Origin of the sequence: Ensifer sp. ENS08, from assembly GCF_014852195.1 — a bacterium.
In the GTDB taxonomy this organism is placed as follows: domain Bacteria; phylum Pseudomonadota; class Alphaproteobacteria; order Rhizobiales; family Rhizobiaceae; genus Ensifer; species Ensifer adhaerens.
Window position 1 is genome coordinate 155,687 of sequence record NZ_JACVBF010000013.1, and the last position, 15,631, is coordinate 171,317.

The 15,631-nt window shown below is 63.4% G+C and carries 15 protein-coding genes; 6 read left to right on the forward strand and 9 right to left on the reverse strand.

Going from position 1 to position 15,631, the window contains the following annotated elements:
• Positions 1-141 precede the first annotated feature (141 nt).
• Positions 142-1,248, forward strand: a complete 1,107-nt coding sequence (gene hisC, locus IB272_RS24300; RefSeq protein ID WP_060581206.1) for a histidinol-phosphate transaminase — start codon at positions 142-144, stop codon at positions 1,246-1,248.
• Positions 1,248-2,171, forward strand: a complete 924-nt coding sequence (locus tag IB272_RS24305) for a prephenate/arogenate dehydrogenase family protein (RefSeq protein WP_034806590.1) — start codon at positions 1,248-1,250, stop codon at positions 2,169-2,171. Before hisC ends, IB272_RS24305 begins: the two co-directional genes overlap by 1 nt.
• A gap of 62 nt (positions 2,172-2,233) precedes the next feature.
• Here IB272_RS24305 and IB272_RS24310 read toward each other — a convergent pair whose 3' ends face one another.
• On the reverse strand, positions 2,234-3,244 hold the full coding sequence (locus IB272_RS24310) for a DUF2125 domain-containing protein (RefSeq protein ID WP_034806594.1): 1,011 nt from the start codon (positions 3,242-3,244) through the stop codon (positions 2,234-2,236).
• 202 nt (positions 3,245-3,446) lie between these two features.
• On the opposite strand from IB272_RS24310, the gene IB272_RS24315 reads away from it, so the two are divergent.
• The gene (locus tag IB272_RS24315; protein ID WP_060518502.1) at positions 3,447-3,998 is read left to right on the forward strand and encodes a gamma-glutamylcyclotransferase; all 552 of its coding nucleotides are present in this window, start codon (positions 3,447-3,449) and stop codon (positions 3,996-3,998) included.
• Between the two features lie 4 nt (positions 3,999-4,002).
• Here the strand turns inward: IB272_RS24315 and IB272_RS24320 are convergent, their stop codons facing one another.
• The 4 genes from IB272_RS24320 to ftsE all read right to left on the reverse strand — a co-directional run bounded on the left by IB272_RS24320 (position 4,003) and on the right by ftsE (position 7,400).
• A complete protein-coding gene (locus IB272_RS24320) occupies positions 4,003-4,794 on the reverse strand; it encodes a 1-acyl-sn-glycerol-3-phosphate acyltransferase (RefSeq protein WP_034806600.1) in 792 nt (263 codons plus the stop codon).
• A gap of 135 nt (positions 4,795-4,929) precedes the next feature.
• Complete coding sequence (locus IB272_RS24325; protein ID WP_060581207.1) at positions 4,930-5,628, reverse strand: YdcF family protein; 699 nt, start codon at positions 5,626-5,628, stop codon at positions 4,930-4,932.
• A gap of 97 nt (positions 5,629-5,725) precedes the next feature.
• A complete protein-coding gene (locus IB272_RS24330; RefSeq protein ID WP_034806606.1) occupies positions 5,726-6,748 on the reverse strand; it encodes an ABC transporter permease in 1,023 nt (340 codons plus the stop codon).
• Positions 6,741-7,400 carry a cell division ATP-binding protein FtsE gene (gene ftsE / locus IB272_RS24335; RefSeq protein WP_034806610.1) on the reverse strand — a complete coding sequence of 220 codons (660 nt, stop codon included), beginning with the start codon at positions 7,398-7,400 and terminating at the stop codon, positions 6,741-6,743. Before ftsE ends, IB272_RS24330 begins: the two co-directional genes overlap by 8 nt.
• 307 nt (positions 7,401-7,707) lie before the next feature.
• On the opposite strand from ftsE, the gene IB272_RS24340 reads away from it, so the two are divergent.
• The 3 genes from IB272_RS24340 (at position 7,708) to IB272_RS24350 (ending at position 9,568) form a co-directional block, all read left to right on the forward strand.
• Positions 7,708-8,376 (forward strand): hypothetical protein, encoded by a 669-nt coding sequence (locus IB272_RS24340; RefSeq protein WP_060581221.1) that lies wholly within the window; start codon positions 7,708-7,710, stop codon positions 8,374-8,376.
• 64 nt (positions 8,377-8,440) lie between these two features.
• Positions 8,441-8,986 carry a hypoxanthine phosphoribosyltransferase gene (gene hpt, locus IB272_RS24345; RefSeq protein WP_034806612.1) on the forward strand — a complete coding sequence of 182 codons (546 nt, stop codon included), beginning with the start codon at positions 8,441-8,443 and terminating at the stop codon, positions 8,984-8,986.
• Between the two features lie 222 nt (positions 8,987-9,208).
• Positions 9,209-9,568, forward strand: coding sequence for a response regulator (locus tag IB272_RS24350; RefSeq protein WP_034806737.1), 360 nt, complete (start codon positions 9,209-9,211; stop codon positions 9,566-9,568).
• Between the two features lie 118 nt (positions 9,569-9,686).
• Here the strand turns inward: IB272_RS24350 and IB272_RS24355 are convergent, their stop codons facing one another.
• The 4 genes from IB272_RS24355 to argH all read right to left on the reverse strand — a co-directional run bounded on the left by IB272_RS24355 (position 9,687) and on the right by argH (position 15,611).
• Positions 9,687-12,347 carry a TIGR02302 family protein gene (locus IB272_RS24355; protein ID WP_192445205.1) on the reverse strand — a complete coding sequence of 887 codons (2,661 nt, stop codon included), beginning with the start codon at positions 12,345-12,347 and terminating at the stop codon, positions 9,687-9,689.
• A gap of 206 nt (positions 12,348-12,553) precedes the next feature.
• Positions 12,554-13,822: a diaminopimelate decarboxylase gene (lysA, locus tag IB272_RS24360; RefSeq protein ID WP_060581222.1), complete on the reverse strand. Its 1,269-nt coding sequence runs from the start codon at positions 13,820-13,822 to the stop codon at positions 12,554-12,556.
• Between the two features lie 72 nt (positions 13,823-13,894).
• Positions 13,895-14,089: a lipoprotein gene (locus IB272_RS24365; protein WP_034806616.1), complete on the reverse strand. Its 195-nt coding sequence runs from the start codon at positions 14,087-14,089 to the stop codon at positions 13,895-13,897.
• Positions 14,090-14,207: 118 nt separating this feature from the next.
• The gene (gene argH / locus IB272_RS24370) at positions 14,208-15,611 is read right to left on the reverse strand and encodes an argininosuccinate lyase (RefSeq protein WP_034806619.1); all 1,404 of its coding nucleotides are present in this window, start codon (positions 15,609-15,611) and stop codon (positions 14,208-14,210) included.
• Positions 15,612-15,631 lie beyond the last annotated feature (20 nt).

Consider the following 15,631-nt stretch of genomic DNA (forward strand, 5'->3'; position numbering starts at 1 on the left):
TGCGTACAGGCGGCGGACCCTCGACAAAAGCCGCTTGCGCCGGTAATGGCTTGACCTCTTTTCCTGCCTATAGCGCCCCGCGCCTCCCAAGGCGCGACAAAGGTCGCTGTGGCACCTTGATGGCCATAGAAAGCTGACCCGATGAGCCTTGCTTCGAAGAGCCCTGAGCCGCGTCCCGGCATCCTTGACATTGCCGCCTATGTGCCGGGCAAGGAGCATGCGCCGGATGTCGACAAGGTGCATAAGCTCTCGTCGAACGAAACGCCGCTCGGTGCCAGCCCGAAGGCGATAGAAGCCTTCCAGGCGATGGCCTTCAATCTGGAGCGCTATCCGGACGGCCAGGCGCGGGCGCTGCGGGAGGCAATCGGGGCCGTTCACGGGCTCAATCCGGCAAACATCATGTGCGGCAACGGCTCGGACGAACTGCTCGGGCTGCTGTGCCACACCTATCTCGGCCCCGGCGACGAAGGCATTATCACCGAGCACGGTTTCCTGGTCTACAAGATCCAGATCCTGGCGGCCGGTGCGACGCCCGTAACCGTCCAGGAAAAAGATGCACGCGTCGATGTGGACGCCATCCTTTCCGCGGTCACCGAGCGGACCAAGATGGTCTTTCTCGCCAATCCCGCCAATCCGACCGGCACCTATATCCCGGTCGACGAAGTCCGCCGGCTGCATGCGGGCCTGCCCGAGGGCGTGCTCCTGGTGCTCGACGCCGCCTATGCCGAGTATGTGCGCCGCAACGACTATGCCGCCGGTCTTGAGCTCGTCTCGGCCAGCCGCAACGTGGTAATGACCCGCACCTTCTCGAAGATCTATGGTCTTGCCGGCCTGCGCATCGGCTGGATGTATGCGCCGCCGGAAGTGATCGACGCGGTCGACCGTGTCCGCGGGCCGTTCAATCTCAGTGCGCCTTCCATTGCGGCGGGTGCGGCGGCGATCCGCGATCAGGCTTTCGTCGCAACGGCTGTCGATCACAATCTCACCTGGCTTGCCCGCGTTGCCGAAGCGCTCGAGGCGATCGGGCTCCGCATCACGCCGTCGGTCACGAATTTCGTGCTGATCCATTTCCCCGACGAGGCCGGCAAGCGGGCGGAGGAGGCCGATGAGTTCCTGACCCGCCGCGGCTATATCCTCAGGGCAGTGAGCAGCTACGGCTTCCCGAATGCCTTGCGCATGACCATCGGCTCCGCGGAAGCCAACGAGGGCGTCATCGCGGCGCTGACCGAATTCATGGGACGGAAATAATGGCTCAGCAGTTTGAAACGATCGCCCTCATCGGCATTGGTCTGATCGGCTCGTCGATTGCGCGCGAAATCCGCGAGAAGCAGCTTGCCGGCACGCTCGTCGTCTCCACGCGCAGCGAGGCGACGCTGAAGAGGACGCAGGAACTCGGGCTCGGCGATCGCTATACGCTGTCGGCCGCCGACGCCGTTCGCGACGCGGATCTCGTGATCGTCTCGGTGCCGGTCGGCGCGTCCGGCGCTGTTGCCGCCGAGATCTCAGCCCATCTGAAGCCAGGCGCCATCGTCACCGACGTTGGTTCGACCAAGGGTTCGGTGATCGCACAGATGGCGCCGCACTTGCCCGAGAACGTGCATTTCGTGCCGGGGCATCCGATTGCCGGTACCGAGCATTCCGGCCCGGATGCCGGCTTCGTCGGCCTCTTCCGCGGCCGCTGGTGCATCCTGACGCCGCCCCCTGGCGCGGATGAGGAAGCGGTGGCGCGGCTGCGGCTTTTCTGGGAAACGCTCGGCTCGATGGTCGAGGAGATGGACGCCGAACACCACGACAAGGTGCTGGCAATCGTTTCGCACCTGCCGCACATCATTGCCTACAACATCGTCGGCACGGCTGACGATCTCGAGACCGTTACCGAATCCGAAGTCATCAAATATTCGGCTTCGGGCTTCCGCGACTTCACGCGTCTGGCGGCATCCGACCCGACCATGTGGCGCGACGTCTGCCTGCACAACAAGGATGCGATCCTGGAGATGCTGGCGCGGTTTTCGGAAGATCTCGCCTACCTCCAGCGGGCGATCCGCTGGGGCGACGGCGACAAGCTGTTCGATCTCTTTACCCGCACCCGGGCCATTCGCCGCTCGATCATTCAGGCCGGCCAGGACACGGCGATGCCGGACTTCGGTCGCCATGCCATGGATCAGAAATAGCCTGAGCAGATCAAGGAAGACCGTGGAGCGGTCTTCCTTCCTGTGAGGTGTATGACCGTAGCCTAGAGGGTCGGCAGGACGCCGATCGGGATGAAGGCGAGGAATGCCGTGCCGTCGCGCACGTTGAGCTTCACGGTCGCCTCGTTCTTGCCGTTGGCGAGAGCCTTCAGCATGTTGGCGGTGTTGTCGACGAGGTTGGCATCATCCGGGATCAGGGTGACCAGATTGGCACGCCAGGCCTCGATATTGGTCATCGTCAGCGAGAACTCGCCAGAAATCAGTCCCTGATCATTGACCGAGAACGGCCCGGAAAGCTTGGCGTTCATGCCCGAGCCGAGGTCGAGGGTGAGCTGTCTCAGCTCGCCCTTGCTGCCGCGAAACATCTCAGGCGTCGGCGGGGTTGTCATCCATCCGGCCCGGTCGGTGAAGGTCAGGTCGGCGGCGACGGTCGCCGGCGGTGCGAGGCTCGGGCCTTCCTCGGGCCGAACGTCCAGTTTGTCGACGCTCAAGGCGGCGTCGAGATCCGCGCCGTTCTGGCGCAGGTGCAATTCGCCGTGGCTGGCGCCGAAGCCAAATCCGTCGCCTTCAAGCGGCAATCGCAACCGGCCCGTCAGGTTGTCGTAGGTCAGCGACGTGCGATCAACGCCGGACAGGGTCGCGCGCACGCTCGCATGCAGCAACGTCCAGTCGGCGAAGATGTTGAGGCCGGGGGAAGCCCGGATCTCGGCCGGGCCGTCAAGCTCGATCACCGCATGGCCCGGCTGGTAGACCTGGGCAGCGGTCCTCAGCGCTCCGAACGAGGCCGAGGTGCCGTTGCGGGTGTCGTCCAGATGGACCTTGTCGCAGAAGAGGCCGATGCGGAACGGGAAGCCGCGCACGTCCATGTTGGTGCATTCGCCGCCGAGGCCGGCTGCCTGTCCTTCGGCGAGGCGGGTCGCAAGCCGCTTCTCGATCTGGTCGGCGGCGAGAAACCAGCCGGCCGAATAAACGCCGGTGACAAGCACGATGCCTGCCAGGAGCCAGCGGAATTTCCGGCTGACCGGCGATGGGTTGGAGACTGCGGTGGCCGACATGGGCGCGGGTACCTCACTCAAAACAGGATGGAGGCTGCCTTTCGGGTGGCGCCATCGATCCGCAAAACTATTCTTTCCTTTGGCCGCAGGAGGACGACCTTGTCTCTTTCGTGCCGGGATGCTGTGCCGTAGAAACCGAAAATGGCTCACCGTCCCACGCGACCGATCGTGATTCGGCAGTGAGAACAGCAGCGCGGGTTGAATGACAGTGGATATGGACGAATTTTGGGTCTTTGGCTACGGCTCGCTGATGTGGAACCCCGGCTTTGCCTTCGAGGAGAAGCTCACGGCACGCGCCTTCGGTTTTCGCCGCTCACTCTGCGTGCATTCCTGGGTTCATCGCGGCACCGAACAGCGGCCGGGGCTGGTGCTTGGGCTCGACCGCGGCGGCTCCTGCATCGGGACGGCGTTTCGCGTCCAGCGCGGACAGCAGGCGGATGTCGTCGATTATCTGCGCGAGCGTGAACTGGTGACCCACGTCTACAAGGAACGCACCATGCCGGTGCTGCTTGCCGACGGCCGCCGCGTTCCGGCGCTCGCCTACGTCATCGACCGCGCCCACGTCCAGTATGCGGGCTCGCTGACCACCACGGAGGCGGCCGGCATCGTCGCGGTTTCGACGGGAAAATCCGGGCCGAACAGCGAATACGTGTTCAACACGCTCGCCCATCTCAAGGAGATGGGTATCCGCGATCACTGGCTGGAAGAGGTGGTCGGATTGCTGCGGCAGGCGCCGCGTTCAGCCCGGGCCTGAAGGTTCAGGCCCGGCCTTCTGCCTTCAGTTCCTTCAGCCGCTGCTGGGCGGTCGGCGGTAGCGGCAGGTGCGGATTGGCCTTCACGGTTTCGACGAGCAACTCGTCGCTCGCCCTCTCGGTTACCTCGACGAGCTTCGCCAGGAAAGCGTCCGGGTCCATGCCGGCCTCGATGGGCGGCAGGATGCGAACCTTGAAGTGGCCGGGAAAGCGCAGGAACTTGCGGCGCGGCCAGAAGAGGCCGGGATGCATGGCGACCGGCACCACCGGCACGCTGAGGTCGCGGTAGAGGCGGGCGATGCCGTATTTGTATTCCGGCGGAGCGCCCGGCGGGCGACGCGTGCCTTCCGGGTAGATGATGAGCTCGCGGCCGGTTGCCATTTCCTGCTTGGTGCGGTCCATCACGCCGGTCATCGCCTTGCCGCGCGCCGCGCGATTTACCGGAACCATGCGTTGCTTGAGCACATACCAGCCGAAGAGCGGGATCCAGGTGAGCTCGCGCTTCAGGATATAAAAGGGATCGCTGAGCCAGGGGAGCAGCGCATAGGCATCCCAGAAGGACTGGTGCTTGGGAGCGAAGATATAGGGAACCTCGGGGATATTCTCCAAGCCTTCGATCTCGAAGGTCGTGCCGACCATCTTTTCCATGAGCCAGTGGTTGCTGCGCACCCAGTTCTTCGGCACGAACCACGCCTTCTTGCGCGGCAGCAGGAAGTAGATCGGGGTCAGCACGATCATCTGCACGATCAGGTTGGCGTAGAACACCATGTTGAAAAGGATCGAACGCAAGACGATCATCAGGCACGCTCTCGTAGGCGAGGTCTCAAGGGGACCGGCGTCTTTGAGCCGGTTGATCGCTGCCTACACGATTAAGTGCTGAAGGAAAACTGCTCTGTTTCACTTTGCAGCGGCGAAGGCTGTTCCTGCCGGCCCTTATTCTTCGGCGGGCGTCGCGCGCGATGCGTCGGTGCGCAGGCCGCTGGTCGGGCGGGCGCCGGCGAAGTCGCGTATCGAAGCCACCGTATACTTGCCGAATTCCAGAAGGATCGACTTCAGCACCATCGGATTGCGCAGCCAGTTTGTGGTCTTCAGATCGGAGTTGACGACCGGGTAGGGGATGAACTCCGTTTCCGGCCGGGCGCGGCGCAGTTCCAGGAGGCTGCGCGGCATGTGATAGTTGTTGGTGACCACGAGCACGCTCGCATAGCCGCGATCATGGATCCATTGTGCCGCTTCCGTGGCATTTCCGATGGTATCGATCGCCTCATGGCCGATGTCGACGCAGCACTTGAAAAGGTCGGCCGAGCTCTGGGTGTTGCGGCGGATCTGGCTGCCTGTGGTCGTCGGGTGAACCCCGGAGATCAGCAGGCGCTTGCCGGCGCCACCCTTCAGAAGATCGACCGCCTGGTCGATGCGCTGGAAACCGCCGGTCAGGACCACGATCGCGTCGGCCTTCGGATGACCCGGCGGCTGCAGGGAGGCGACCGTGTCGGCAAAGTTCAGGAAGGCGGCGATCAGGATTGCCAGCGGCAGGAGCAGGACGAAGAAGGTTCGGCGGAGGATTTTGCGCAGGAGACTGCGGGACCGCCGGCGATCGTCGGCTTGCCCGTGCCATTTATCTCCTCCGGCCATTCCGTTCCCGCGTAGCTCTCGCGCCATCATGATTCTCTTCACATAGCCGCAGATTGCGGCAAGGAATAGATCGAGTGGCGGCGAAACATCAGGCGGCTCAGCTTTGGTAGAGGTCGGTACGGCCGGGGTCCGAGCGGATGAGGTCGATTTCGTAGATCGTGCGGGTAACCGTCAGCCGCGCCGTAACGGTCGTCAGGATGGCGATGACGACGATGATCGCGGCAATGCCGAGATAGCCACCATAGCCAATGGTGAACGTACCGAAGAGGGCGGTGGCCTGATCTGTCTCGGGGGTCGCCAAGGTCCGAGACTGCCAGAAACCCGCAAGCGCAAAGAAAAGTGCTGCGAGCAGACCGCCGGCGCCGGCGCCCTTGAGGCTGATCCTGAGGAAATGCTTCTGGAATTCCGACGCAACGAAGCCGGCTTCGGCACCGACGAAATGCAGCACCTCGACGATATGGCGATTGCCCGACAGCGCGCCGCGCGTTGCGAAGACCACTGTCAGCACCATGGCGGAAAAGACCAGGGTCAGCACGCCGGTGCCGATCATGGCCGTGGTGTTGGCCATGGCGACCAGCCGGTCGACCCAGGTGCGGTGGTCGTCGAGGAAAGCCTGCGGGATTATTTCTGTCAGCGCCTTGCGCATGGCCGCAAAGTCCGGCGGATTGCTTTCGTCGATGGTGATGATGACGAGGCGCGGCACGGGCAACTCGTCAAGATCGAGGCCTTCGCCGAGCCAGGGTTCGAGCAGGCGGGCGGTGGCGGCCCGGTCGACGATCTTGCCGTCCGTCGTGCCACTGAAGGTCAGCGCCAGGTCGCGGGCATCCGCCAGCGCCTTTTCCATGTCGAGATTGTCGTCGGGCTTGATCTGGATGGTGATCTCGCGGGAGATCTGCGATTGCCAGCTCTGGGCCGTGGCTCGCACCATGCTGACGCCGCCGAGCGTCAGGCAGGCGAGGAACGACATGATGGCGATGACGCACATCAGCGCATGGCCGGACACATTGCTCGACGGCACGATCGGGCCGGTCGGGCGCACGCGCATTTCCGTCCGGCGCTGTTGTGCCTCCGGTGCCTGTTCGGGCACATCCTTTTGGTGTTTCGTGCGGCTGTCACTCATAGATGTCGAGCCGCCCCTGCGAAAGGATCATGCGCCGCGCCTCCACCTGGTCCATCAGCGACAGATCGTGGGTGGCGATCACGACCGCCGTGCCGAGCCGGTTGAGCTCGAGGAAAAGATTGAGCAGGCGCCTTGCCATCGGCGGATCGACGTTGCCGGTCGGCTCGTCGGCAAGCAGGATCTCCGGCCGGTCGATCAGCGCCCGAGCGATGGCGGCGCGCTGTTTTTCACCGCCGGAAAGGACCGGTGGCAGCACGTTGATGCGCTCGCCGAGACCCACCCATTTCAAAAGCTCCAGCACGTCTGCACGGTAGCTCGTTTCCTCCTTGCCGCGCACGCGCAACGGCAGCGCGACGTTCTCGTAGGTGGTGAGATGATCGAGCAGGCGAAAGTCCTGGAAGACGATGCCGACGCGCCGGCGCAGCATCGGGAATTCTTCGCGCGGGATCGACGAAATGTTGCGGTCGAACATCCGGATCAGGCCGCGTGTCGGCTGCAGCGAGAGGAAAAGAAGCCGCAGCAACGTGGTCTTGCCGGCGCCCGACGGACCCGTCAGGAACTGGAATGAACGGCGTGGAATGTCGAAGGTCAGGTCCCGGAGGATTTCCGGTCCCATGCCATAGCGCAGTCCGACGTTCTCAAAGTGAATCAAGCGGCAGCCCAGTCTCTCTCACGGCCCTGCAACCGACGGCCGGTTCCGGTCCTCCGCGCATAGGACGACCAGCCAAGAAAGGCAAAACCGCCAGCGGAATCATGGTTAAGTGACGGTTAATTTTTCATGAAAAGGCGCCGCTTTCGCGACGTCTTTCCGAAACATTAACCATTCCGGTTTACGTGTCGGAAAGATTTGATGCAATGCCTAGTTCTTGCACCGCATGAGGCTTGGCATTGCCCGAGGGTTTCGCAGACAAACTGGCCGCATGCGGCCGTGTTCTCTTGCGGGACAGGAGGAAATGATCATGCAGGCATTCCGGACCAAATCCGCCAGCAACAACGCCGATACAGATTTTCTGCCGCCCGAGCGCGGCGGACGCAACGGGGCTTCAGCGCCGAGGCGCCCCGACTATGTGGATGCGGAATTCGAGGTGATATCCGCTTCGTCGCGCCGCACGCCCTATCCTGTTTTCAACGACAATGCACAAACGGGCAGCCGCAGGCGGCCGACGCTGACGGTCGTGGAGCAGGAGCCGTCGCTCGGCGCTCGATTGTTGCGTCTTGCCGAAACGCGGCTGCGCGACATGCCGGCACGCCGCTTTGCCGGGATGGTCGCGGGCGTTGCGCTTGCTTCCTTCCTGGCGATCGTCGGCTTTGCCGGCGATGGACAGGCCGACGTCCAGCCGCTGACGATATCGGGGATCAAGAGTGGGCTCGACTACTCCGGCGGCATGCGTGTGCTGTCCGTCTATGGTTCGATCGACAATCGCTCCGATATCGAGCAGCGATTGCCGCTCGTCGTGGTGGAGATTGCCGCCAACGGGCGCAAGGTCACGACGACACGGGTGATGCCCGAGGGTGCTGCCGTCGCGCCCGGTGAGAGCCGTCATTTCATGACGAGACTGCCCTATGCGGGTGGAAAAATGCCAGATGTGACGGTTTCCTTCGCCGAAAACGGTGTTTCGGCCCGCTGATTGTGCTAAGCGGCGCCAAAGGGAAGGCTTAAGGTCTTCCGGATGAAACGCTGGAGAAGCCTTGATGCCCGTTGTTCGCGGTAAGAATATCGAACCTCTCTATACGGCCGAAACCATCGCTGCCCGCAACAGCGAGCTCGCCGGAATGATCGTCAACGGCCCGCACAAGGATCTGCTGGTGATCGCGGTGCTCAAGGGATCGTTCATCTTCGCGGCCGATCTGATCCGCTCGATGCATACGGCCGGTCTGGCACCGGAAGTCGAGTTCATCACGCTGTCGAGCTACGGCACCGGCACCGTTTCGCAGGGCGTCAAGATCACCAAGGATATCGACAGCGACGTGCATGGGCGCGACGTTCTGCTGATCGACGACATTCTCGAATCCGGCCGCACGCTGCGTTTCGCCAAGGAACTGATGTACGAGCGCGGCGCCCGCAACGTCACGATCGCCGTGCTGCTCGACAAGCGGGTCAAGCGCAAGGTCGAACTCGAGGCGGATTATGTCGGCTTCGAATGCCCCGATCACTTCGTCGTCGGCTACGGCATGGACGTCGCCTATGCCTTCCGCGAGCTGCCTTTTGTCGGTGTTGTCACCGGCGACGCCGAGTAAACGTCTCGATTTGGGGCATGCGCCCTGAAATCCAGTCGTTCGGCGTTTACGGAACACAAACGAAAAACTGGTTGTTTTGGTGCGTGCCGCAGTGATTCTCGACGGGGATCGGCGGCGCTGCAGCGCCAGTGTGTCTCCCGATGATCCACGCCCGCTGTACTTTTGGATCAGGTGCGGGTGCCGGCGTGAACGCCGGACTCGGAAGCGAACGCGGAGGCCATGATGGCGAAGATCCTGATTACCGAGGACGAGGATGCATTGCGTTCCTTCGTTGCGCGGGCCCTGAGGCTCGACGGCCACGAGACGGTCGAAGCGGGCGATGGGGCCGATGGCCTTGCCTGCCTGGAGGCCGAGGCGTTCGACCTTCTGCTCTCCGATATCCGTATGCCCGTGATGGACGGCATCGAGCTGACGCACCAGGCGTCGGCGGCCTTTCCGGCCATGAAGATCCTGCTGATGACCGGCTATGCCGAGCAGCGCGAGCGGGCTGACGATCTCACCGACAAGATCGTCGACGTCATCTCCAAACCCTTCTCCCTTCCCGATATCCGCAAGGCAGTCGCGCTGGCGTTGGCCGCCTGACGGCCAGACCTGCCGGCCCACAGCAACAGGACTGCGACCCGGCGCATCGATTGGATGCGACGGGAGCCGTTGTCATGTTCTGCCGTGATGAGGCAAAGGGCTGAGCCGGGCGCTCGGCTCAGCGCATGTCGAGCAGGCGTTCGAGGTACTGGCGCTCCTGCTCCGGCGACAGGCTGTCGCCCAGCCTGCGGCGAATCTCGTCAAGGATTTGTCGGGCGCGCTGAGAATCGATCTCGTCTGGAACCTTGACCTGGTCGCCGAAATTCGGGCCGAGATTCTGTTGCCGTCGTCCCAAAGGATCGCGGCCGTTTTGACCGTATTGCGGAACACCCATGCCAGGGCCGCCCTGACCTTGGCCCTGCATCTGGTTCATCATATCCTGGGCGCCTTGGCGCAGGGCCTGTAGCGCGCGGCCCTGATTGCCGACGGCTTGTTCGCCCTGGCCCTTGCCGAGCGCGCCGGAAGCGCCGTCCATTTCGCGCTTGGCTTCGCCGAAGCCCTTGCCGGGCTTGATGCCCATGCTTTCCAGGCCCTTGTTCAGCTCACCGAGCTGTTTTCCGAGCGCGTCCTGCTGCTCTTTCAGCTGTTTCAGTGCATCCTTGAGCTGTTCGGCGGTCATGTTGTCAAGCGGGCTGGGCTGACCATTCGGATCGCCCTGCTGACCTGGGTCCTGCGGCATTTCCTGACCGAAGAGCTCGTTGTCTTCGCCCTGCAGCGGGTCGCCCCGCTGCATCCGGTCACGCAGGGCCTGGTCGAACTTGAAGGTCTCGTCCATCAACTGCTGCTGTTGCTGCATCAGCTTGCCGAGCTTGTCCATCTGCTGGCGCATGGCGTCGTTCTGCTCGCCCATCTGCTGCTGGCTACGGCCAGCCTGCAGGTTGTTCATCATGCGCTGCAGTTCCGAGAGCATCTGCTGTGCCTGATCGCGCGCGCCCGAGCGCGCCAGATTCTCGATCTGGTTCATCATCTTCTCGAGGTCCTGCTGGCGCAGGATGTTGTTCGGGTCGAGCTTGCCGGTCATGCGTGGATTTTTCATCGCCTGCTCGGCGAGCGCCTGCATGTATTCCTGCATCGCCTGGCGCAGTTCCTGCATCAGCTTGGCGATTTCCTGGTCCGAAGCGTTGCGCTCCAAGGCGTCCGACAGCGCCTGCTGGGCTTCGCGCAGGCGCCGCTCGGCAAGCGACAGGTCGCCGTCCTCGATGCCGAGCGCGATCTCCCAGAGGTATCCGGCGGCATCGCGCAACATGTCGTCGTTATAGGCGAGCGCCATCCGGGTGCGCGCCGATTTCAACAGCAGGAAATGAGTGAGGTTCGGGATCCAGTCCTCGGCAAGCGAGGTGACGGCGTCGTTGAGGTCGATGGCGCGCGGCAGGTCGTTGGCATTGAGCGCGAAAACCTGACGCTGTTCGGCGACGGCGCCGGCGAGCGGCTGCGAGAACTGGCGGGCAGGCAGGATCATGTCGTGCGGCGGGCTGCGGCCTTCCTGTCCGGCAGCATCCCGGGCGACGAGCGTCACCGCTACCCGCTTGCCGGCGAGCGGATGCTCGCTGAGGTTTCGGCTGGTCGTGCCCTTTGCCTCGCGCGCGTTACGGCGCGGCAGATCGAGCCGGTATTCCGGTAGCGGATAGAGCGCGCGGGCCCCTTCTGCCGGTTCGTCGAGCGGCTTGATCTCCGCCCAGGCCTGGGCGATGCCGTAATCGTCGTTGGCCGTAAACGTGATTTCGAGCGCCGCGTTGATGGTCGGATGGGGGATTCCGTCAAAGGCGATCTGAGGCACGCCGTCCGGGGTGATCTTGAACGCCCAGCGCTGGCTGCCGACGATAAGTTCGCCATCCTTGACGACCTTGTAGACGTGGTTGCGCACGGCATTCGGACTGCGTGCCGGCTCCGTTGCAACCATTTCGGCGACCTTCGGGCCGGCATCGTCCACTTTCGGCTTGCTCTGCTTTTCCTCGGCCTTTTCGCCGGCCACCGGAATGGCGATCGGTTTGCTCCCGCCGGTTTCCGCGTAGCGCACTGGCGCGTTCGCACCGGCGCCGGTGACCCGTACGGTGATGTCGCTGAACTGCGGGATGGTGATCGCCGCGGCGTCTTCATTCACGGCAGCGGCGGCTTCCGGCTTGCCCGTCAGGAAGATTGGCGCCCGCCCGGTATAGGGCGGCGGCGTTACCCAGGCATCGACGCGGATATTGGCTGCTTCGATCGACGTCTGCGGCAGCCGGAACGCATCACTCAGCAATCCGGCGCGGTTGGAATAGGAATAGGCAAAGGCGACGCAAGCGAGCAGCACAGGCACGGCCCTGAGCGCGAAGGGATCGTGCCTGGCGATATCGGGCCGCGGCAGGCCAGTCTCGAGGGTGCCGATCATGCGAGCCATGCGCGCCTGGTGTTCGCGCCAGAGCGCCTCGCCCAGAGGGGTGTCGGTCGCGGGGCGATCGTCCTGGACGCGGATGGCCTGATGCGGCAGCGCATTGCGCTCTTCGAGCATGCGATCGGCATCGGCATTACCGGGAAGCCGCAACCGGCTGAGCGGTAAGAGAGAGGCGAGGAAGGTTAGCGCAAAGGCAAAGAGCGCGACCGCATGTAGCCAGAAAGGTGCAGCGCGAAAGAAGCCGAGCCAGGCGAAGGCAAGAAACAGAAGGGCGATCGCACCGGGCAGAAGGATACGCGGCAGGACCTGCTCGGCGACCAGCACCGCGCGCGCCAGCCATCTCTTCAGCGCCAGAGTTCTCGAAAACGGCTTCGGTTGTGGCGTTTCATCCTGCCGGAATTGCGTCATCCGCCCAAGTTTCCTTTCGGTCGCCCATCAACGCTTGTGGCTGACCCAATGTAGTGAGGCGACGGCCGAGCTCAAAAATGCACGCAACTTCGCCTATCCCGCTTGCGTTCAGGATACCATCGTTTGTGGCGAAGACGAGGGCGCAAACACAATCGTGATCGGCCGGGCGGCCGATCCACAGATTGTCGTTGTCGCGCCCGGACGGGTCAGTCGAGCCAGTCCGGCACCGAATCGAGACCGATCAACGCGTCATATTCCTGGCGCGGGCGAACGACGTGGAAACGGTCGCCCTTGACCAGAACTTCCGGGATCAGGAGGCGTGAATTGTAGGTGCTGGCCTGCACGGCGCCGTAGGCGCCGGCCGAGCTGATGGCAAAGAGATCGCCAGGCTTCGGCATCGCCATCTCGCGGTCGAGCGCCAGATAGTCGCCGGTTTCGCAGACCGGGCCCACGACGTCGGCGCGGATGCGCGGCGCGTTGGCGGCGGAAATGCGGACCGGGCGGATCTCGTGATAGGCCTCATAGAGGGTCGGGCGGATGAGATCGTTCATCGCGCCGTCGACGATGACGAAGGTCTTGTCGCCGCCGTCCTTCACGTAGATGACTTCGGTCACCAGAATGCCGGCATTGCCGACGATCAGTCGGCCCGGTTCGGTGACGATCTTGCAGCCGAGCGACTGCAGCTGGCTCTTGACGATTTCCGCATAGGCGTCCGGCAGCGGGGGCGGATTGTTGTCGTCTTTGTAGGGAATGCCGAGGCCGCCGCCGATGTCGACGTGATCGATCGAGTGGCCGTCGGAGCGCAGCGTATCGACCAGTTCGCGCAGCAGCTTGAAGGCGTCGTCGAAGGGCTGCAGCTCGGTGATCTGGCTGCCGATATGCATGTCGATGCCGGTCACCTCAATGCCGGGCAGCGTTGCGGCATGGGCGTAGACCGCACGGGCGCGCTCCCAGGAAATGCCGAACTTGTTTTCCTTCTTGCCCGTGGAAATCTTGGAATGGGTCTTCGCGTCAACATCAGGGTTGATGCGGAAGGACACATGGGCGCGCTTGCCGGCACGAACGGCGCGCTGGTTCAGGACCTCAAGTTCCGGCTCGGACTCGACGTTGAAGCAGTAGATGCCGGCTTCCAGTGCGAGATCCATTTCCAGCGGCGTCTTGCCGACGCCGGAGAACATGATGCGGTTTGCCGGGATGCCGGCCGCCAGCGCCCGGCGCAGCTCACCGCCAGAGACCACGTCGACGCCGGCGCCGAGGCGGCCGAGCGTCTTCAGTACCGCCTGGTTCGAGTTGGCCTTCATCGCATAGCAAACCATCGCATCCACATCGGCGAAAGCCTTGGAGAACACCGTGTAGTGGCGCTCGAGCGTGGCGGTCGAGTAGCAGTAGAAGGGTGTGCCGACGGCGCGGGCGATATCGGTCACCGGCACATCTTCGGCGTAGAGAATTCCGTCGCGGTATTGAAAATGGTTCACGTCACGCAGCTCGGCTTTGAGCAATTCCAGGAAAGTGCGAAGCGACTTCCGTTCGGAATTGCGTAATTTCTACTAGAGGAGGGGATCGAGCAGGAACGAACGCTCGTCTGCTTTTTCCTTCTGCTCGACAGTTCCTGCCGGCGCCTTGGTGTTGATCGGCGCGGTCGAGCCGGGGCGATCGAGGTCGCCCTTGCGTCCACAACCGACAAGAACCAGCCCGGGGATCGCCAGCAGAAGTGCAAGCCGGGCCGCCTTCGTGAATGTCATCGTGATTTTCCTTCGCGGGAACTGATGCAGGTGCGATGTCTTACCGATTTTTCAGGCACTTGTGCACCCTGTTTCTGCGGGCGAAGAGCCGCCCGCAGCGGGCTTGGGAGCAGATGTCTTAGTTGCGGGCGCGCCACCAGGCGATCTGCTTGCGAACCTCGTTGGGCGCCGTGCCGCCGAAGGAGGTACGGCTGGCCACGGAGGCTTCGACCGTCAGGACATCGAAGACCTTCTCGGTGATGTCGGCGTGGATCGACTGCAGGTCGGCAAGCGAAAGATCCGCGAGGTCGCAGCCCTTCTGTTCGGCAAGCGCCACGGCGCGGCCGGTCACATGGTGGGCGTCGCGGAAGGGCAGGCCCGCCTCACGCACCAGCCAGTCGGCAAGGTCGGTCGCGGTCGAATAGCCGGAGCCGGCGGCGGCCTTCATGCGATCGCTACGGATGGTCATGTCACGAACCATGCCGGTCATGGCGGCGATCGCCAGCTCGAGGCTTTCGGCTGAGTCGAAGACCTGTTCCTTGTCTTCCTGCATGTCCTTGGAATAGGCGAGCGGCAGACCCTTCATGACCGTGAGCAGCGCGATCAACGAACCGTTGATGCGGCCGGTCTTGGCGCGCACCAGTTCAGCGGCGTCGGGATTCTTCTTCTGCGGCATGATCGAGGAGCCGGTCGAAAATGCATCCGACAGGCGGATGAAGCCGAACTGCGGCGTCGACCAGATGACGATCTCTTCGGCCAGCCGCGACAGGTGCGTGGCAGTGATCGAGGCCATCGACAGGAATTCGAGCGCGAAGTCGCGGTCCGAGACCGTGTCGATCGAGTTGCGGGTCGGGCCGGCAAAGCCGAGCGCCTTGGCGGTCATGTGACGGTCGATCGGGAAACCGGTGCCGGCAAGGGCGGCGGCGCCGATCGGGCTCTCGTCCATGTGCTCGATGGCGTGACGCACGCGCGAGCGGTCACGGCCGAACATCTCGACATAGGCCATGCAGTGATGGCCGAAGGTGACGGGCTGCGCGGTCTGCAGATGGGTGAAGCCGGGCATGACGGTATCTGCATGTTCCTCGGCGCGGTCGAGGAAGGCGGCGATCAGCGCCGTCAGCGCTTTCTCGGTGCGCTGCAGCTCTTCCTTGACCCAGAGGCGGAAGTCGAGCGCCACCTGATCGTTGCGCGAGCGGGCGGTGTGGAGGCGGCCGGCAGCCGGACCGATCAGGGTCGCGAGCCGGGCCTCGATGTTCATGTGGATGTCTTCGAGGCGGCGCGAGAACTCGAACGCACCACTTTCGATCTCTGACAGGATCGTGTTCAGGCCGTGAACGATCTTGTCTTTGTCGTCGGCCGAAATGATGCCTTGATGCGCCAGCATCGTCGCATGCGCTATTGAGCCGCGGATGTCCTGGGCATAGAGCTTCTTGTCGAAGCCGATCGAGGCATTTATTTCCTCCATGATCGCGTCCGGACCCGAGGCAAAGCGACCGCCCCACATCTGGTTGGAGGATTTCGTCTCGGAATTGCCGTCAGCCATGAAGAATGCCCGCCTTGGAG